This window comes from Streptomyces sp. NPDC001914, assembly GCF_042891215.1.
GTDB lineage: Bacteria > Actinomycetota > Actinomycetes > Streptomycetales > Streptomycetaceae > Streptomyces.
The window spans coordinates 158,362-175,757 of sequence record NZ_JBIASW010000014.1 but is presented as its reverse complement, the minus strand read 5'-3'; the positions used below and the strand labels follow the sequence as shown (position 1 = coordinate 175,757).

Annotated in this window: 18 protein-coding genes; 10 read left to right on the top strand and 8 right to left on the bottom strand. The window is 71.3% G+C overall.

Features of this window, described 5'->3' with window-relative positions; all coding sequences use genetic code 11:
- Positions 1-163: 163 nt before the first annotated feature.
- Positions 164-760 carry a chloramphenicol phosphotransferase CPT family protein gene (locus tag ACFYYF_RS32015; protein WP_388780969.1) on the bottom strand — a complete coding sequence of 199 codons (597 nt, stop codon included), beginning with the start codon at positions 758-760 and terminating at the stop codon, positions 164-166.
- Positions 761-995: 235 nt separating this feature from the next.
- On the opposite strand from ACFYYF_RS32015, the gene ACFYYF_RS32010 reads away from it, so the two are divergent.
- The 6 genes from ACFYYF_RS32010 to ACFYYF_RS31985 all read left to right on the top strand — a co-directional run bounded on the left by ACFYYF_RS32010 (position 996) and on the right by ACFYYF_RS31985 (position 5,515).
- Entirely contained in the window at positions 996-1,748 is a 753-nt protein-coding gene (locus ACFYYF_RS32010; RefSeq protein ID WP_388780968.1) for a hypothetical protein, read from the top strand.
- Positions 1,749-1,851: 103 nt separating this feature from the next.
- Positions 1,852-2,526, top strand: a complete 675-nt coding sequence (locus tag ACFYYF_RS32005; protein WP_388780967.1) for a TetR/AcrR family transcriptional regulator — start codon at positions 1,852-1,854, stop codon at positions 2,524-2,526.
- Between the two features lie 92 nt (positions 2,527-2,618).
- On the top strand, positions 2,619-3,227 hold the full coding sequence (locus ACFYYF_RS32000; RefSeq protein WP_388780966.1) for a TIGR03086 family metal-binding protein: 609 nt from the start codon (positions 2,619-2,621) through the stop codon (positions 3,225-3,227).
- 233 nt (positions 3,228-3,460) lie between these two features.
- Entirely contained in the window at positions 3,461-4,096 is a 636-nt protein-coding gene (locus ACFYYF_RS31995; RefSeq protein ID WP_388781005.1) for a HEAT repeat domain-containing protein, read from the top strand.
- A gap of 3 nt (positions 4,097-4,099) precedes the next feature.
- A complete protein-coding gene (locus tag ACFYYF_RS31990) occupies positions 4,100-5,104 on the top strand; it encodes a HEAT repeat domain-containing protein (protein WP_388780965.1) in 1,005 nt (334 codons plus the stop codon).
- A 42-nt stretch (positions 5,105-5,146) separates the two neighbouring features.
- On the top strand, positions 5,147-5,515 hold the full coding sequence (locus ACFYYF_RS31985; RefSeq protein WP_388780964.1) for a VOC family protein: 369 nt from the start codon (positions 5,147-5,149) through the stop codon (positions 5,513-5,515).
- Between the two features lie 55 nt (positions 5,516-5,570).
- On the opposite strand, the gene ACFYYF_RS31980 is transcribed toward ACFYYF_RS31985, so the two are convergent.
- The 3 genes from ACFYYF_RS31980 to ACFYYF_RS31970 form a co-directional block, all read right to left on the bottom strand.
- Positions 5,571-7,148, bottom strand: coding sequence for a serine hydrolase domain-containing protein (locus tag ACFYYF_RS31980; protein ID WP_388780963.1), 1,578 nt, complete (start codon positions 7,146-7,148; stop codon positions 5,571-5,573).
- 111 nt (positions 7,149-7,259) lie between these two features.
- Positions 7,260-7,787, bottom strand: a complete 528-nt coding sequence (locus tag ACFYYF_RS31975) for a hypothetical protein (protein ID WP_388780962.1) — start codon at positions 7,785-7,787, stop codon at positions 7,260-7,262.
- A gap of 152 nt (positions 7,788-7,939) precedes the next feature.
- A complete protein-coding gene (locus tag ACFYYF_RS31970; RefSeq protein WP_388780961.1) occupies positions 7,940-8,290 on the bottom strand; it encodes a DUF5958 family protein in 351 nt (116 codons plus the stop codon).
- Positions 8,291-8,330: 40 nt separating this feature from the next.
- Between ACFYYF_RS31970 and ACFYYF_RS31965 the strand changes: the two genes are divergently transcribed.
- The gene (locus ACFYYF_RS31965; RefSeq protein ID WP_388780960.1) at positions 8,331-8,774 is read left to right on the top strand and encodes a nuclear transport factor 2 family protein; all 444 of its coding nucleotides are present in this window, start codon (positions 8,331-8,333) and stop codon (positions 8,772-8,774) included.
- A 391-nt stretch (positions 8,775-9,165) separates the two neighbouring features.
- On the top strand, positions 9,166-10,140 hold the full coding sequence (locus tag ACFYYF_RS31960) for an NAD(P)-dependent alcohol dehydrogenase (RefSeq protein ID WP_388780959.1): 975 nt from the start codon (positions 9,166-9,168) through the stop codon (positions 10,138-10,140).
- 19 nt (positions 10,141-10,159) lie between these two features.
- Here ACFYYF_RS31960 and ACFYYF_RS31955 read toward each other — a convergent pair whose 3' ends face one another.
- The 3 genes from ACFYYF_RS31955 to ACFYYF_RS31945 all read right to left on the bottom strand — a co-directional run bounded on the left by ACFYYF_RS31955 (position 10,160) and on the right by ACFYYF_RS31945 (position 12,990).
- Positions 10,160-11,047: a hypothetical protein gene (locus tag ACFYYF_RS31955; protein ID WP_388780958.1), complete on the bottom strand. Its 888-nt coding sequence runs from the start codon at positions 11,045-11,047 to the stop codon at positions 10,160-10,162.
- A 239-nt stretch (positions 11,048-11,286) separates the two neighbouring features.
- Entirely contained in the window at positions 11,287-11,700 is a 414-nt protein-coding gene (locus ACFYYF_RS31950; protein ID WP_388780957.1) for a hypothetical protein, read from the bottom strand.
- Between the two features lie 306 nt (positions 11,701-12,006).
- On the bottom strand, positions 12,007-12,990 hold the full coding sequence (locus ACFYYF_RS31945) for an ArsR/SmtB family transcription factor (RefSeq protein ID WP_388780956.1): 984 nt from the start codon (positions 12,988-12,990) through the stop codon (positions 12,007-12,009).
- A 286-nt stretch (positions 12,991-13,276) separates the two neighbouring features.
- Between ACFYYF_RS31945 and ACFYYF_RS31940 the strand changes: the two genes are divergently transcribed.
- Both ACFYYF_RS31940 and ACFYYF_RS31935 read left to right on the top strand, forming a co-directional pair.
- Entirely contained in the window at positions 13,277-14,032 is a 756-nt protein-coding gene (locus ACFYYF_RS31940) for a hypothetical protein (protein WP_388780955.1), read from the top strand.
- Between the two features lie 219 nt (positions 14,033-14,251).
- Positions 14,252-15,730, top strand: coding sequence for a glutamate--cysteine ligase (locus ACFYYF_RS31935; RefSeq protein WP_361690337.1), 1,479 nt, complete (start codon positions 14,252-14,254; stop codon positions 15,728-15,730).
- Between the two features lie 107 nt (positions 15,731-15,837).
- Here ACFYYF_RS31935 and ltaE read toward each other — a convergent pair whose 3' ends face one another.
- The gene (gene ltaE / locus ACFYYF_RS31930; RefSeq protein WP_388780954.1) at positions 15,838-16,965 is read right to left on the bottom strand and encodes a low-specificity L-threonine aldolase; all 1,128 of its coding nucleotides are present in this window, start codon (positions 16,963-16,965) and stop codon (positions 15,838-15,840) included.
- Between the last annotated feature and the right edge of the window lie 431 nt (positions 16,966-17,396).

Here is a 17,396-nt window from a genome sequence, read left to right as displayed (position 1 = left end):
GACGACGGCCGCCCGCTGTGAACGGCCGAACCGGCTCGCTTCCCGCCTCAACTCCCCACGGGGGCAATGGTCCAGCCTCATCGCACGCATGGCGACCACACTCCCCGACCGAGATCACGTCCACGCGTCACTCCGGTCACGGGGTGCCGAGCACGGCAAGGCCTCACACCTGGCCCGAGATGCGGTCGGCCTCGTCGTGCCCCCGCTCCCCCAGGTAGCGGTCACGGAGGCGGGCGAAGGCGGTGCGGCTCGGGCGAAGCGGTAGGAAGTCCCTGATCCGTTCGGCGCATTCGCGCGGGCTCGACCGGCTGGTGTCGCATTCCAGGTCGTAGTCGCCGTGACGGTGTACGAGGTCGTACTGGTGCGCGGCCAGGCCCGGCGGGCGGTCTCCGCGCGCCTGTTCCCGGCGGACCAGTTCCTCCAACGGACAGTGGACGCCGACGAACAGCACATCCTCGGCGGGAAGGACCGACAGGCAGTCGAGCAACCGCCACCGTTCGCTGAGCACATGGTCCACGATGACGTCGTTGCCGACTTCCGCCATCGCCGCGATCGAACGGTGGAAGCCCATCCTCGTCCGCCGCAGCGCGGTCTCCAGTTCCTCCTCGCCGAGGGTTCGCTTGGTGCGCATCGCGTTGAAACCGTCCACCGCGAGATGGAAGAAGACCCCGTCGTCGAGGACATCCAGCAGTTCGCGGGCGACGCTCGACTTGCCCGAACTGGACGTGCCGTTGAGGAAGATGATGCGGCCGGCTGTCATGCCGTCATGATCACACGGACCGCGGTTCCGGCGGTGCGCCCACGTCCCGCCGTCGAGTTCGGCACAGCCCGTCGAGTTCGGCACAGGTCCGTCGTGTCCCGAGAAGGGTGCCGCGTCGGGAGAGGAGTGCCGCAGTATCCGGAGAGGGATGCCGCGGTACTCAAGGCTGGACACGAGGTGAGGTGAGTAGGGGTACTCATGTGAGGTGGTGATCGCGGACCGAATGATGACGGGCATGCGATCGATCCTTGTCACGAAGTCCCTGCTGGCCGCCACGCTCGGCTGTCTGGTCCTGTCCGCCTGCGGCACCGAGAACCCCGCCGCCTCCGCCGGCCATGCCCCCTCCGCCGCGACGGTTCACCCGGCGAATCGGCACGAGCAGTCACCAGCGGGCAGTCCGGAGGCGCGCTTCCTCGAGCTGATCGGCAGCGTCATGGAGACATGCGCCCCGAACACCCCCGAGGACATGTACGCCTCGGACGAGCAGGACGGTTCCCCGGCTCCCCAGCCTGAGGACCTGCTGGACGAACAGGGCACGGAGACCCCGAGATACGGCCCCGGCCAGACTCCGCCAGGGGTCCCGGATGCCGATGGCGGCATCCCGGTGCCGCTCCCGTCCGACGTTCCCGAGCCGCCGAAGTCGACCGTCACCAGCCGTCCCGGGCCGACCCGTGAGGTGCCGCTGACCGAGGTCGAGAGGTGCAACGGCACCGAGCACGCGCGGCGCATCACCTCGGCGTTCCAGGGCACGACGGTCAACGGCTACCAGGACCTGCGCGACGGACTGAAGCGTCTGGACTACCCCGGCTCGCGGATCCACCGCATGCCCGGGCGCGCCGGCGCTCCCCGGGTGCGGCTCGACCTGCGTTTCATGGGCGGCCGGCTGGTCCTGGAGGTCACCGGCACCGGCACCGGCGTCACCGTCGAACAGTTCGGGGCACCGGAGACGGAGGACGTGCAGGTGACCGACGTCGAGCGCGCGGCGTAGCGGAGCGCCGGACTTGCGGTGTCGTGCGCCTGGAAGAACCGGCACCCGCGCCGAAGCCGCGTGACCGACGGGCCGCGGCGCGGACCTCCTAGAGTGGTCCGTCGTGAGCCACGATTCACCATTTCCAGGGAGCACCGAGACGACCCGGCCCGACGGACGGGTCGAACGGGGCAACCGCACACGGCAGTTGGTGCTGCGCCGAACCGTCGACATCGCGTCCGTCGAGGGGCTGGAGGCACTGTCCGCGGGACGCCTCGCGACCGAACTGGGTCTCAGCAAGAGCGGGGTGTTCGCGCTCTTCGGGTCCAAGCAGGAACTTCAGCTCGCGACCGTACGCGAAGCCGGGCGGATCTTCGCCGAGCAGGTGATCCGGCCCTCGGAACAGGTCCCTCCCGGCATCGGGCGAGTATGGCGGCTGTGCGAGTCGTGGCTCGACTACTCGCGCGGGCGCGTCTTCCCGGGCGGCTGCTTCTTCTACGGGGTCATCGCCGAGTTCGATGCCCGGTCGGGGCCGGTGCACGACGCGATGGTGTCGGCCCACCAGGCGTGGACGACCCTGATGGAGCGCACGCTCGACGAGGCGCGCGTGGGCGGCGAACTGCGCACGGACATCGATGTCCCCCAACTCGCCTTCGAAATCGTGGCGTTGATGGAGGCGGCCAACGCCGCCTCGGTGCTGCACGACGAGGAGACCGCCTATCACCGGGCCCGGGCGGGCATCGCGGACCGGCTGCGGAACACCTCGACGGAAGGCATGTCATTGCCCCGAGGGCGCTGACCCCCGGGACGACAACCGGATCCCGACTCACGAGCTTTCTGCGGCCGGGAAAACAAATTGAACGACCGGTCGCACAGTTTTACGGTCGGTTCATGACTGTCACCGGAGCGGACATCGTCGGGCTCGACCGGATCGCCGTGCACGAGGCTGTACGGGTGGTTGGACGGGCAGAGAAGGCCGACTGGGACCGGGACACTCCCTGCGCGGGGTGGAACCTTCGGCGGCTCGTGGCGCACATGACCGCGCAGCACCTCGGGTTCGCGGCGGCAGCACGTGGAGCGGGCCTGGAGGCGGCCCACTGGCAGGAGCCGCGGGACATGGACGAGCCGGCCCGCGTCCACCGGGCGGCCGCCACGACCGTCCTCGCGGCCTTCGCCGAACCCGGCGTGACAGAGCGCGAGTTCGCCCTCCCGGAACTGGGCGGAAGCTTTCCCGGACGGCAGGCCGTCCGCTTCCACTTCATCGACTACGTGGTGCACGCCTGGGACGTCGCCGCGACGCTCGGCGTGGGCCTGGAACTCTCCGACGACGTCCTCGCCGCGGCGCTCGCCATGGCCCGCCGGATTCCCACCGATCCGGCCGTCCGCGGCCCCGGCAGCGCCTTCGCCCCGGCACTGGACGTGCCCGGCGGATCGAACGCGCTCGACGAGACGCTGCGCCTGCTGGGCCGGGACCCGAGCAGGTGGACCGTAGCGACCTGAACGGCCGGTGGGGAGGTGTCGGGCAGCGGTCCCCGGTTGACCTTGACACGGTGACAAGCCTTTCACTGCGTGCCCAGGAGGTGGTCTCCATGACGATCACGAAACAGGGCCCGGACCCGGACACGAGCACGGACCACGACACGGCTGCGGATGCGGCACCGGACGCGGCTGCGACATCGGGCGCGACTGCGACACCGGGCACGACTGCGGCGGTCGCTGCAAACGCGGCCCGGATGCTCCGAGGCCTGGGGGACGGCAGTTCTTCCGTGCGGTTGCGGGCCGCGCTCGCGGTCGGCTCGGCGCCCGACCCGGGCTTCGTCGCCGGCCTCGTCGAGCGAAGCGCGGTCGAGCCCGAGTTCTTCGTCCGCGACATGCTGACCTGGGCACTCACGCGTCATCCGGTGTCCCTGACACTCCCCGCTCTGCTCGCCGAGGTCCGGGCGGACCGGGCACAGGCCAGAAGTCAGGCCCTGCACACGCTGTCCAAGATCGGTGACCGGCGGGCGTGGCCGGCGATCACGCCGGCCCTGCTGTCCGACGCCGACGACGAGGTGGCGCGGAGCGCCTGGCGCGCCGCGGTCGTGCTCGTGCCCGCGGGTGAGGAGGCCGGGCTGGCGGCGGAGCTGGCCACACAGCTCGGGCGCGGCGGGCGGGAGACGCAGCTGAGTCTCAGCCAGGCGTTGGTCGCGCTGGGGGATGCGATCGAGCCGGTTCTGCTTGCCGCGGAGACCGCGCCCGACCAGGGCGTCCGTACGCACGCGCTCGCCACCCGGCGACTGCTGAGCGATCCGGACGCCGGATTCGCGTGGGCGATCGAGGAGGCGAAGCGCGTCGCGGTCCTCGACGGGCCCGGTCAGGAGGGACGATAGGGCGTGTTGATCGGTGAGGTGGCGCGACGGTCCGGTGTCAGTGCCCGCATGCTGCGGCATTACGAGTCCCTCGGTCTGGTGCGCCCCTCGGGGCGGACCGGCTCCGGCTACCGGGAGTACTCCGGGGACGACATCCGGCGGATCTTCCATGTCGAGAGCCTTCGTTCGCTGGGGTTGTCGCTGCGTGAGATCGGGCGCGCGCTCGACGATCCCGGCTTCGCGCCGGCGTCGCTGGTCGAAGGTCTCATCGATCAGACCCGCGAACGCATCACGGCGGAGACCGAGTTGCTCACGCGGCTGCGCAGGATCCATGCCGCCGAGCCCACCGACTGGGAGGACGTCCTCCAAGTCGTCGCGCTTCTCCAGGCGTTGGCCTCCAAGAGCGCCGACGCCCGGCAGCGCGCCGCCCTGTCGTCGGCCGGCGAGGTTCCGGTGCCCGTGGAGGCCCTGGTCGAGGCAGTGCTGAGCGAGTCGGAGCCGAACGTCGCCGGGGCCCTGCGCTGGGCCCTGGCACGCTCCGGCGACCGCGGTCCCGCGCTGCTGGCGGAGGGCCTGGCCTCACCGTCGGCCGCGGTACGGGAACGTGCCGTTCAGTCGCTCGCCGAGATGCCCGGCGAGGAGGCCACCACCTGTCTGCGTGGGGCCCTCGCGCACCCTGACTCCGTGGTCCGCGGGCACGCGGCCCTGGCGCTCGGGGCACGCGGTGAGGCCGAGGCCGTCCCGACACTCCTCGACATGATCGTGGAGGGACGCAACGACACCGACGCGGCGGACGCGCTGAGCGTGCTGGCGGGCGACACCGCCGCGGCGGACCGGCTTGCGGACGCGCTTCTCGACCGTCTCGCCCGCCCCGCCACGGGGGCGCCCGCGCGCGGACGGCTGACCCAGGCCCTGGCGGGCATCCCGGGGACGAGGACGTCGGACGCGCTCGTGGAACTGTCGAAGGATCCGGACCGAGCCGTCGCCCTGACCGCGGCCTATCTCCTCCACCTGCGCGACACGCGCTGATGTCCGTCCGTGCGGCGATGTTCCGTACGGCACAATCACGGCATGCTGAGCGTCGGTTCCGTCGTCATCGGTGTGTCGGACGTGCCGCGAGCGGCCGCCTTCTGGACGGAGGCCCTGGGTTACGTCCCGCGCGACGAGCCGGAGGACGACTGGGTGGTGCTGGTGCCCGCTGACGGAGCCGGGGTGCGGCTGTCACTCGGCCTCAGCGAGACGCCCGTACAGGAGCACCCGCGGATCCACCTCGATCTGTACGCCGGGGACGCCGCCGACCAGGCCGCCGAGGTCGAGCGGCTGGTGTCCCTGGGCGCGCGGCGCGTCGACTGGGATCACTATCCGGACGACGCCGACTTCGTCGTCCTCGCCGATCCCGACGGCAATCGCTTCTGCGTGATCGACACGGGGCAGCACTGACGGGGTGTCCGCGCGCTGAGCCGGTCGCTCCCCGTCGGGGCTGCTCGTGGGGCGTCTACGGCCCGACGGTACGGCGGACCGTCTCGAAGCCGACCACCTCGATACGGGGTGTGCCGTCGACGTCCCGGGTGAGGAGCACCTTGCTCCCGACGAGCAGTCCGCCGGTCACCACATAGCTGCCGTCGGGCAGGATGCCGAGCGGCAGGGTGCGGGGGCCGAGGTGGAGGCTCAGGTTCCGTCCGTCGCGCGTGAGGCGGTATCCGCCCTCGTAGTAGCCCAGGTACGGTGCGGTGGCGCCCGGGTCGGTCGGCGCGGTCTGCCGGCCGAGGGCGCGCAGGTCCTCAAGGGCGGCGAGGTAGGCGGCGTGGGCCTTCGCCGGGACGCCGTTGTTGAGGCCGAACCGTTCGCTCAGCAGAAGGTTGAGGACGTAGAGGTAGAAGTAGGGTCCTGTCGGGGTCGGGTTCATGGCGTTGAGCACGACGAGTCCGAGGTCACGTTCGGGCAGGAACCCGATGTACGAGGTGAAGCCGTCGATTCCGCCGTTGTGCCAGATCAGCGAGGTGCCGTCGCGGAACCGGTTGCGGATCCAGCCCATCCCGTATCCGGACGTGGTGACGTCCGGGTCGAACTCCGGCGAGACGGGGACCGGGATGTGCGGCTTCCAGCACTCGGCGAGGTTCTTGGCCGACACCACACGGCGGCCGTCCACGGAGATACCGCGCCGCAGTTGCAGACGGACGTAGGCGGCCATGTCGTCGAGTGAGGCGAGCGTGCCGCCGGCCGGGGCGTAGCTGCCGACCGGCCCGTAGGCGAGCGGCGTGTTGGCGCCGGTGAGGTCGGGTACGTAGCCGCGCATGAAGTCGGTGACCAGTCCCCGGGGGTCGTCGGCGATCCGGGCGCCGGTCATGCCCGTCGGCCCGTACACCCTGCTCCTCATCTCGTCGGCGAACGTGCCGGTGAGGTCGTCGCCGGTCACGCCGGAGGCGAGCAGGGGGAGGTAACCGCCCACGGAGTAAACCGTGTTGTTGTAGTGGTAGCTGGTGTCGGGCGGCGCCACCACCGGGAGGGTGACCAGCGACCGGAGCAACTGCGGTGCTGTCGGGTCTCCTTCGTGGAGGCCGGACAGGGCGGTCGGTTCGTCGATGCCGGTGGCCATACCGAGCAGGTCGCGGACCTTCAGGGAGCGCGTGAGCCGATCGGTCGGGGCCCTGAAGCCCGGCCAGGCGTCCACGGCCCGCTGGTCCCAGGCCAGTTGGCGCCGGTCGACGTAGGTCGCGGTGAGCAGCGAGGTCATCGACTTGGTCGTGGAGGCGACGAGGAACCGGGTCGACGGGGTGACCGGGATGCGGCTCTCGATGTCGCGGACGCCGAGCGGCAGGGTGAGCAGTACCCGGTCCCTGCTGACCACGGCGACGGCCCCGCCGGCCAGGCCCATGGCGGCGAACTCGTCCCGCACCCGGGCGGCGAATCCCTGCCAGCCGTTCGCCGCCACCGATGGCGCCGCTCCCGCCGCGTCGGCCGGGGTCGGCCGGACGCCCAGTCCCGCGGCCAGGCCCGCCGCCATGACTCCCCGGATCGCGGTCCTGCGTGTCGTGCCGGTCGACTTGGCGGCACGCGCGGTGTCGAGCCCCATGGGCGTTCCCCTCATTGCAACGGGCGGAAGATGAAGTGCTGTCGGGCGGTGCGGTGGCGGGGCCGTCCCGGCGCGGCCGAGGTGCGCGGCCCCGCCGCCGTCCTCGTTCCGTCAGCGGCCGTCGATGACGAGGTACTGTCCCTGCGCGTCGTAGTCGACACGGCAGGTCAGGTTGCCCTCGGCGGCGCACGCCGGCTTCACCTTGCCGTCCGTCTCGACGGTCGCCGTGACGCGGACCTGCCCGGCGTCGCCCTCGGAGCGGTACAGGGCCGTGGAGGGACCGTCGATCGGGACGATGACGCTGTAGTTCGGGTAGATGACGGCGGGGTATTCGCCGCTGCCGTCCTGCGAGGCGAGCCGCACTCCGTCGAACGGCAGGCGGCTGCCCGAGATGATGCGTACCGCCGCCGTGGTCGCGCCCGGGGCGCCGACGCCCGACGCCTGGGCCCCGTTCCCGTTTCCGGAGCCGACGACGTTGTCGTGGCCGACGTTGAAGATGTCGCCGTCCGCGCGCTGGTTCACGTTGTTGATGACGATCAGGGGACCGTCGCCCTTGTCGGCCGCGACGGCGGCCGTGCCCGGCAGGGCGACGAGGGCGGAGACGAGCAGTGCGGCGGCCCTGGCAACTGTGCGGCTCACAGATCGTTCCTTCGCGTTTGTCCGTTGGGTTCGAACACGACCGTAGGAACCGCGCAACCGCTCGTGCCGCACCGTCGCCCGCCCGGGTGGTGTCGCTGAGCCGATCGCCGCACGCCGCCTTGGCACGCCGCAGGCCACGTCGGCGGGCCCGGTCACGGTGCCAGCCGATGCCACCAGTGACCGCACCCGTCGGAGCAGAAGCGCTCGCGACGCCGTTCGTCCGCGACGGCGAGCACAGCGATCAGCAGCCGGAAGGCTTTGCGGCGTTCGTCGACCGGGGCGAGGCGGGCGATCTTCCCCAGTTGCTCGTCGATCCTGCCACGGGTGATCAGCACGGCGGGGGTGTACGTCGGGCGCAGCCCGGAACGCCGGACGGCCTCCGGTCCGTCCGCCTCGACGGCCCGAGCCTGGATGCGGTGGTGGCACAGGAAGCGCGGTCGGCCGGGCCGACGCGAGGCCCGTGGTCGAGACAGGCCGCACGCCGGGCGATCGGCAGGGGACAATGGTCACTTGCCGCATGTGCGTACCGCCTGGGGAGGTCTTGTGGGTCCGAGTCCGCGCGAGGTGTTTCTCCGGCTTGTTCACGGGGTCGCCGACGCGAACTTCGACGAGTTGCCCGGTCTGTACGGCGAGGTCACCGATGTCCGCCATCCGATGGCGACGCCGGAGTCGGAACCGTTGACGAGTCGGCGTGCGCTCCAGGAGCACTTCACGGTGCCGCCGGAAGCGCGGGAGTCCCTGCCGAAGAGGCGGGTCGTCGATGTCGTCGTCCACGAGACCGCCGACCCTGAAGTGATCGTCGCCGAGTTCGCCTACGAGTTCACGTCTCCGGACGGCTCCGCGGCCAAGGTGCCCTGCGTCTTCGTCATGCGCGTCCGGGAGGGCCGGATCATCGAGTCACGCGACTACATCGACCCGATCCGCACGTACACGGCACGCGGAGATCTCGACCGCCTTCTCGCGGTGTTGCGGAAGGACGCTCCGTAGCCTCCTGGCGCCAGGACACCAGCCCGACGGCCGCCAGGAGTTGGAACTGCCGCTCCGGGTCGGCTTGGCCGATCGTCAGGCCGATCCATCGTTCCGAGTCGGGCCATCGCCACACCCGCATGCTCCCGGCGACGAGGCACAGGTGGCCGGGCGGCCCGGGCCCGGAGTCTGGCGTCGGTCACGGCGAGGCCGTGCCTTCGGTGAGCGGTCTCCGTGACAGCACACGACCGGCGTCGGGGCACGGGGAAGCACCCCCGCCCCAACCCCGTTGCGTCACCTAGGGATTCGCCCCGATATCCGTGCCGCGGGCGCTTGTCTAGCATCGTCAGTGGTGCTGAACTCCCGGTCAGCCGATCCATTCCGCACCGAACCCGTGCGCTTCGGAGGCCCGATGAAGGCGATCGCCCAGGAACGGTACGGCTCACCCGACGTCCTGGAACTCAGAGAGGTCGACACGCCGGCCGTCGCCGACCACGAGGTCCTGGTTCGCGTCCACGCGGCCTCGGTCAACGCCCGCGACTGGCACTTCGTACGAGGTGATCCGTACCTGGCGCGCCTCGGACTCGGGGTGCGCGGCCCCAAGGTGAAGATCCGGGGCACCGACTTCGCGGGCCGGGTGGAAGCGGTGGGCAGGGCCGTTAAACGGTTCCGTCCCGGCGACGAGGTGTTCGGCGAAGCGGATGCCGCGTTCGCCGAGTACGTGTGCGCCCAGGAGAGCGCGGTGGAACCGAAGCCCACCGCGCTGTCGTTCGAACAGGCGGCCGCGCTACCGCTGGCGGCGAACACCGCGCTGATGGGCCTGCGTGACCTCGGACAGGTCCAGCCTGGGCAGGAGGTGCTGATCAACGGCGCGTCGGGCGGGGTCGGCACGTTCGCGGTACAGATCGCCAAGGCGTTCGGCGCGGAGGTCACCGGTGTGTGCAGTACGAGAAACACCGAACTGGTCCGGTCGCTGGGCGCGGATCACCTCGTCGACTACACCCAGGAGGACTTCACCCGGAACGGACGGCGGTACGACCTCGTGTTCGACCTGGTCGGGAACCACTCGTTGACCGCGTTCCGCCGGGTGCTGAAGCCCACGGGGACACTCGTTCTCTCCGGTGGGGGCGTATTCGAGGGCGGGAGTGTCGTCGGGCCGATGAGTCTGCTCATCAGGGGGCAGCTGATGTCACGCTTCAGCCGCCACCGGCTGTTCGTCCTCGCGGCGGCGCCGAGCCAGGAGAACCTGGCTGTTCTGAGGGAACTCGCCGACTCCGGCAGGCTCACCGCCGTCATCGACCGCACGTACCCGCTGAGCGAAGTGCCCGAGGCGATCCGCTATCTCGAAGAGGAGCACGCCCGCTCGAAGGTCGTCATCACCGTCTGAGGCGACTCCGGCCCGGTGGTCACGGCGCGGGGAAGACGAGGCGCACCCCGTTCTTCTTGGTGGCCTGGTGGAGTGACGGTACGAGGGACTTGCGCAGTGTGCGCACCTCGGTGGCGTGGTCGTCGAGGAATCGGGCGCGCAGCCGCAGCCGCGCCGGTTCGCGGACGGCCTCGACGGGGCGCATGCAGTCGGCGTACGCGCTGCCGAGGGCGCGCTGGACGGCGGGCAGCCGGTCGGGAGCGGCGGTCTGGTCCTGTGTGTCGGCGAGGGCGAAGAAGCCGTTCTCGTCGCGGACCCGGATCCCGTGTCCTGACAGGCAGCCCGGCAGGGTGCGCAGGGCCCGCACCACGGCAGGATCGCGGCGCAGGGAGACGAGCGTGTCGAACCACTGCCCCTGGAGTGTGGCGTAGGACGTGCGCAGCTCGGTGGCGGCGGCGGTTCCCTCGGCCAGGCAACGACGCACCTCGGCCGCGGAACCGGAAGCCCCCCTCTCACCGGCCCCGCTCCCCACGCGTCCTCCGTCCCGGCTTCCGCTCCCACCAGTCGTTGCGGTGCCGGGCGTCGCGGCGGGGACCGTGGCGCTGTCGCTCAGCCCGTGGCGGGCGACGAAGACAAGGTCGGGCAGTTCGTAGTACCGGATGAAGGTGACCGGGGCCTGTTCGGGCAGGGTGGTTTCGTGCTCCTGGGCACACCGTGCCGCGGCGGCGCGCGCCTCTTGTCGTACGAAGACGTCCAGTCCCTGGGTCCAGCGGGTCTCGGCACCGGTCGCGGGCAGGACCATGCGGACCGGGTCGTCCGGCAGGGCGGTGCTGAGGCGGGCGGCGGACACACGCCCCGCCGGGGACGGGCCTGTCGGCGACACGGTGTCGGCCGAGCACGCCGCGGTGAGCAGAGCGGCGGCGGCCACGACGGCGAACCGCCCCGCGGCACGGCCTCGCCCCGGTCGTGGGGGCCACATGAGTGCTCCGGTACGGGACCGACGCCCGCCCCGGTCCGGCGACCGACGCTCGTCGACCCGACGCACCATCCGAACCACTCCCCCATCTCCTTCGCTCTCGTGCTTTCCCCCCGGGCGGGGCGCCGTCGGCCTGCGCCGACGGCACCCCGTGCGACTCGGGAACCGGGCCCGCGGTGCGCGGGACCCGGTCAGTTCGTGATCTTGACGGAGTCGCCGCCGTCGAGCTGGCTCGCCACCGTGAACGGGGTGTTGTCGTTGACGTCGGTGCACAGCCAGTACTTGGACTCGTTGACGCTGTGACTGCCGTCGGAGGCCCAGACGTAGCCCTTGTTGCAGGTGTGCCAGACGCCGCTGGAGTTGCGCAGCCGGCCGGCGTAGTAGTCCCCGTACGGGGAGGTCGAGTCGTCCGAGTAGGTGAGGTTGAGGTCGCCGCAGCTGCTGCTCGCGGACTTGTAGCGGATCGTCCCCACGCCTTCGTTGCCCCCGGTGGTGAGCGTGGTGGTCACGCAGGCCTGCGGGGCGGCGGAGGCCGCGGGAGCGAGCGTCAGACAGGTCGCGGCGGACACGAGCGCGAACGCGCCGGCGACGATTCCCCTGGTCATGCGGGTCATGCTTCCCCTTTTCGGTCTTCTCCGGTCTTCGGTCGTACCCACGTCCATGGGCACGACCGTGGGTCCGGGCGGGCAGCGGCTGCCGCGTCCGGAGTGCACGCCGCAGACGCTCGCAGAGCGGGCCCGGCGCGGACCACGACCTTCGAACGGGCTCGAAAGTCCCCGGCCGGGCGGCGGAGTTCCTTACTCCAGCGGTGTCCGCGGGACCGACGTGACGCGTGGGACGGATCGGGACGGGCCGGTCCTGCCGCGAGTCGTGCGTCATGACCGGAAGTCGACGTGCGTGGCCTGTGCGGTTCAGGAGGCGGCGGGTGCCCGCCGGAGCATGGCCGCCCCCAGCGGGGTGAGGGTGTGCAGCACCGTGTTGTGCCACCGTCGGCTGGTGATCAGACCGGCGTCGCGCAGGACCGTGGTGTGATGCGTGGCGGTGGAGGGCGCCACTCCGAGGAAGCGTGCCAGCTCCGAGGTGGTGGCGCCGAGGGCGAGGGAGCGCAGGGCGGCGGCACGGGTCCGGCCCAGCAGCGCGGCGAGCGGGGCGTCGTCGGCCGACACCGCGGTGGGCGGCCGGGAGTCGTGCAGCGGGTAGACCAGCACCGGGGGCAGGGTGTCGTCGGCCAGTGAGATCGGGGACTGCCAGCAGAAGTACGACGGGACGAGGCGCAGTCCGCGACCGCCGAGATACAGGTCCCGGTCCTCCACGTACTCGACGTGGAGGACCGGTGGATGCCAGCGCATCAGCGGTGACAGCCCCGCGAGCAGCCCGTCGATGCCGGCGTCGAGGGTCTGGCGGGCCCGCAGCACCCGCTCCCCCGCGATTCCGGCGCAGATGCGGTCGAGGTGGGGTGCGACGACGGCTTCGTGGTAGGCGCGCAGGGCCTTCGCCAGCTCCTCGCGGGTGCCGCGTTCCACCAGTCTGGGCGCCCAGGACGGGGCTCCGCTGAGCCGGTCGAGCGTGCGCACCTCGCGGGCGACGCGGGCGGGCGGCGTGTCGACGATCGCCGCCAGTCCCCGGTCCAGGCCGTCGGCGGACTCGTGCGGGGTGAGGAAGTCGGGGAGGTACCGCGCTCGGGGCAGGACAGGGACGAGGAGTTGCCGGACCGCGGCGCCGAGTCCGGTGCCCGCGAGGGTGCCCCGGGTGGTGCGGTACCAGTCGGCGTACGCCCAACGTCCGCGCGTGGTCTGGAGTCTGTGCAGGCTGCAGGTGATCTCCCAGAGCGGGTCGGGAGTACCGGCCACCCGGATACGGGTGAAGTCCTCTGGCGTGAAGTGGATGCGCAGCACGGGATTCGCCCCCGAATCGACCTCGTCCGGCTCATCAAGCAGCCTCCGGCATCTGATGTCACAGGCGAAACCGATGGATTCGGCCGGTCCCCATGCGTCACGGCCGGCATACCGGTCCCGGCCACGGCCGGGTGGAGCGGGCACCGCCCGGGCGATACAGTCCGGCCGTGCGTTGATCCTCCAGGCGGCGGCCCTGGCCCAGTGCCGCCGCGGACGGTACGGGCGCCTCGTCACGGGGTCGCCCCGGCAGGCATGCCCGTCATCACCCCACCGGAGTTCCGCACCCATGAACACCCAACAGTCCCTCGCGTACGACGCGTTCGTCGAGCGCGCCGCCGCCGATCCGGCCGTCGTCGGCCTCGTCCTCAAGGGGTCCCGGGCCCACGACGGCATGGTCACCCCGTACTCCGACCACGATCTGTACGTGGTCCTCGCGGACGGCACCGCGACCGATCCGCCCCGGTTCGCGCGTAACCTCGGCACCGGGCTCGACCTCGTCGTCGTCACGCTCACCGAGTTCCGTGGAGCCGCGATGCCGGACTGGGAGCGCTACGCCCTCGCGCGTGCCCGGGTCGTGCTCGACCGGCTCGACGGGGGCATCGCCCGCATCCTCGCCGACCGGTCGCGGCTGACGGCCGGCGAGGCGTTCCGGAACTCCGCCACGTGGCTCGACGCCTACGCCAACTCCCACTACCGCTCCGTCAAGAACCACCGCGACGGTCAAGCTCTGGCCGCCCGCCTCGACGCCGCCGACGGCGTACGGTTCCTGCTCGAACTGCTCTTCGCACTCGACCGCCGCCCCCGGCCCTACAACAAGTACCTGAGCTGGGAGCTCGCCCGGAACCCGCTGCCGGGCTGGGACACCGACGCGCTGCTCCGTGCCGTGGACCGCGTCTCGGCCACGGGTGACGTCTCCCTGCAACGGCGCCTGTTCGCCCGCGTCGAGACGGCGGCCCGGGCGGCCGGACACGGCGAGGTGCTGGACGCGTGGGGCGACGGCCTCCACCTCATGCGGCCGCCGGCCGACGGCTTCGGCGGGTGACGGGAGCAGGGGTGGCGGCCGGAGGCCCGCGCACGGAGATCTTCCGCCCGGGTGCGACCGGCGACCCGCCGACAGTCACCCGGCGAAGCGGAATGGCGACCGTGTGTGGCTCCTGCGGCAGGCCCCCGTCACGGCGCGGAGGGCCCTCCGCATGGTCAGACCCGCCCCATGGTGCGACGCTGGATGCAAGAGGTATCCGTGGGGCCACCGGGAGGGCCGATGGGACGCGACGTTCCGGCGCTGGTGTTCACCCGCGAGGACCGGCGCCGTTACCGGATCAAGATGCAGGACTGCCTCGACGCCTTCGCACAGATGCTGCGGGAGTCCCGGTTCGACGTGGAACGTCCTCAGGTGGGCCTGGAGATCGAGCTGAACCTGACGGACACCGAGGCCGAGCCGACGATGCGGAACGCCGACGTGCTCGACGCCATCGCGGATCCCGCCTGGGACACCGAGCTGGGCCGGTTCAACCTGGAGATCAACATTCCGCCCCGGCGGCTGATCGCGGGTGGCCCCGACGCCTGGGAGGAGGAGATCCGCGCCGCCCTGAACCACGCCGACGAACGCGCCAGGACGATCGGCGTGCATCTGATCATGATCGGCATCCTGCCCACCCTGCGGGAGTCGGACGTCGGACCGGAAGCCCTGTCGGAGAACGCCCGCTACCGGCTGATCAACGAACAGGTCTTCGCGGCCCGCGGCGAGGACCTGCTCATCGAGGTGGACGGGGTCGACCGGCTGCGGACCTACGCGGACACCATCACGCCGGAGGCCGCCTGCACGAGTACGCAGTTCCATCTCCAGGTGTCTCCCGAGGAGTTCGCCGACTACTGGAACGCGGCGCAGGCGATCGCCGGAATCCAGGTCGCGCTGGCGGCCAACTCGCCCTTCCTGTTCGGCAAGGAGCTGGCGCACGAGACCCGCATCCCGCTCTTCGAGCAGGCGACGGACACCCGCCCGCAGGAGATCAAGGCGCAGGGCGTACGACCCCGGGTCTGGTTCGGGGAGCGGTGGATCAACAGCGTCTTCGATCTCTTCGAGGAGAACGTGCGCTACTTCCCGGCGCTGCTGCCGTTGTGCGAGGACCAGGATCCGACGCAGACGCTGGATCGGGGGGACACCCCGGAGCTGTCCGAACTCACCTTGCACAACGGCACGATCTACCGGTGGAACCGTCCGGTCTACGCCGTCGCCAGGGGCAGGCCGCACCTGAGGGTGGAGAACCGCGTACTGCCCGCGGGCCCGACGGTCGCCGACACCCTCGCCAACGGCGCCTTCTACTACGGATTGACCCGCGCGCTCGTGGAGGAGGACCGGCCGGTGTGGTCACGGATGTCCTTCTCGGCCGCCGAGGACAATCTGCACGCCGCGGCACGGCACGGCATCGACGCCCGCCTGTACTGGCCCGGAGTCGGTGAGGTGCCGGTGCCCGAACTCGTCCTGCGACGACTGCTGCCGCTCGCGCACCAGGGCCTGGAGCACTCGGGAATGGACGCGGCCTGGCGGGAGCCGCTGCTCGGGATCATCGAGCAGCGGTGCGTCACCGCGCGCAACGGCGCGGTCTGGCAGAAGGAGATGCTGCACCGCTTCGAGGCGACGGACCACTGCGGCCGTCACGAGGCGCTGCGGCGCATGACGCGGCAGTACATCGACTACATGCACCTCAACGCACCAGTCCATACATGGCCGGTGGACTGACCCATCCCCCAACGCGCAGGCCCTCACCTGCCGGTGGAAGGACGCATCGCCGCCACACGCGCCCGGGCGGAGCCCCTCTGAGCAGGTGAGCCAACAGCCCCGGGGAATCAGCCGGTTGCCAGCTCCGTCATGGTCTCGCGCACGATCCGCACCGCGCGTTCCGTGTCGGCACGTGTCACGTCCAGGTGGAACACGAACCGCAGTTGGCCCGGGTATCCCGCACAGAGCAGGCCACGACGGGCCAGCCGGTCGCGCACCTCGTCGGTCTCGACGCCGGGGGCGGATTGGGCGAAGACCATGTTGGTCCCGCTCGGCTCCATGGTCAGGCCCTCGACGTCCCTCAGCCCCTCGGCGAACACCGCGGCGTGCGCGTGGTCGTCGGCGAGCCGTGTCACCTGGTGGTCGAGCGCGTACCGTGCCGCGGCCGCGAGCACGCCCGCCTGGCGCATCCCGCCGCCCAGGACCTTGCGCCAGCGCCGCGCCTCGGCCACGAACTCCCGCGATCCCACGAGCGCCGAACCGACCGGCGCGCCCAGGCCCTTGCTGAAGCAGACCGACACACTGTCGAAGTGGCCGGCGATCAGCCGTGCCTGCTCGTACGGATCGCCCCCGGCGGCCACCGCGGCGTTGAACAGCCGCGCCCCGTCCAGGTGCGTGGCGAGCCCGTGCTCGCGCGCCACGTGCGTGGCGGTCTTCAGGTAGTCCATCGACACGGCCCGGCCGCCGATGGTGTTCTCCAGGCAGAGCAACCGGGTGCGGGCGAAGTGCGAGTCGTCCGGCTTCACGGCCGCCGCGATGTCCAGCGGGTCCAGGGTCCCGTCCTCGCGGTGCGGCAGCGGCTGGGGCTGGATGCCGCCGAGCACGGCGGCGCCGCCGCCCTCCCACCGGTACATGTGGGCCATCTGGCCGGCGATGTACTCGTCCCCGCGGCCACAATGGGTCAGCAGAGCGCACAAGTTGCTCTGCGTGCCCGAGGAGACGAACAGCGCGGCCTCGAATCCGAGCACCCCGGCGATCCGCTCCTGCAGCGCGTTGACGGTCGGATCGTCGCCGAAGACGTCGTCACCGACCTCGGCCGCGGCCATCGCCCGGCGCATCTCCGCGCCGGGCCGGGTCACGGTGTCGCTGCGCAGGTCGATGACGTGACCAGGCTCGTCGTGGGCGGCGTCGGCCGCGTCCACGGCACGGGAGACATCGACGGCGTCGGTCGCGCGGGCAGCATCAGTGGTGGGCACACGCATACTCTGCCACGCCGCCGGTGACCTCGGCTGCCGGGGTGCCAGGGTCGTGGCCCCGAGTCCGAGGGTCCGAGTTCGAGGGTCCAAGTGCGAAGGCGCGAGCCCGAGGGTCCGACACCGGGGTTCCGAGTCCGGGGTTCCGACTCCGGCGCTGCCGACAGGCGCTCACGGCCGTCGCGGCGTCCGAAGCGCTCCCTCCGTACGCACGTCGTTCGCCCGCCGTACGCCTTCTCCGTGTCTGATGGCGGGCGATCGTGAACACGACAGGGTGCAATCCGGCGCAGGAGTGTCATTCTGTGTGTCCACTGCCGTCTCACCCCGGGCTGCGCATTCGGCACCTGGGTTGACAACGTTGTCTTCCGGTTGCGGCCGGACCGTGTTGTGCGTATGAGCGACGCTGGAGAGGTTACGTGCCCGACAGATCCCGT

Excerpts from the sequence above, each read along its gene's own strand:
- ACFYYF_RS32015 (WP_388780969.1), bottom strand. The coding sequence starts at position 760 with ATGACAGCCGGCCGCATCATCTTCCTCAACGGCACGTCCAGTTCGGGC.
- ACFYYF_RS32010 (WP_388780968.1), top strand. The coding sequence starts at position 996 with ATGCGATCGATCCTTGTCACGAAGTCCCTGCTGGCCGCCACGCTCGGC.
- ACFYYF_RS32000 (WP_388780966.1), top strand. The coding sequence starts at position 2,619 with ATGACTGTCACCGGAGCGGACATCGTCGGGCTCGACCGGATCGCCGTG.
- ACFYYF_RS31995 (WP_388781005.1), top strand. The coding sequence starts at position 3,461 with ATGCTCCGAGGCCTGGGGGACGGCAGTTCTTCCGTGCGGTTGCGGGCC.
- ACFYYF_RS31985 (WP_388780964.1), top strand. The coding sequence starts at position 5,147 with ATGCTGAGCGTCGGTTCCGTCGTCATCGGTGTGTCGGACGTGCCGCGA.
- ACFYYF_RS31980 (WP_388780963.1), bottom strand. The coding sequence starts at position 7,148 with ATGGGGCTCGACACCGCGCGTGCCGCCAAGTCGACCGGCACGACACGC.
- ACFYYF_RS31960 (WP_388780959.1), top strand. The coding sequence starts at position 9,166 with ATGAAGGCGATCGCCCAGGAACGGTACGGCTCACCCGACGTCCTGGAA.
- ACFYYF_RS31950 (WP_388780957.1), bottom strand. The coding sequence starts at position 11,700 with ATGACCAGGGGAATCGTCGCCGGCGCGTTCGCGCTCGTGTCCGCCGCG.
- ACFYYF_RS31940 (WP_388780955.1), top strand. The coding sequence starts at position 13,277 with ATGAACACCCAACAGTCCCTCGCGTACGACGCGTTCGTCGAGCGCGCC.
- ACFYYF_RS31935 (WP_361690337.1), top strand. The coding sequence starts at position 14,252 with ATGGGACGCGACGTTCCGGCGCTGGTGTTCACCCGCGAGGACCGGCGC.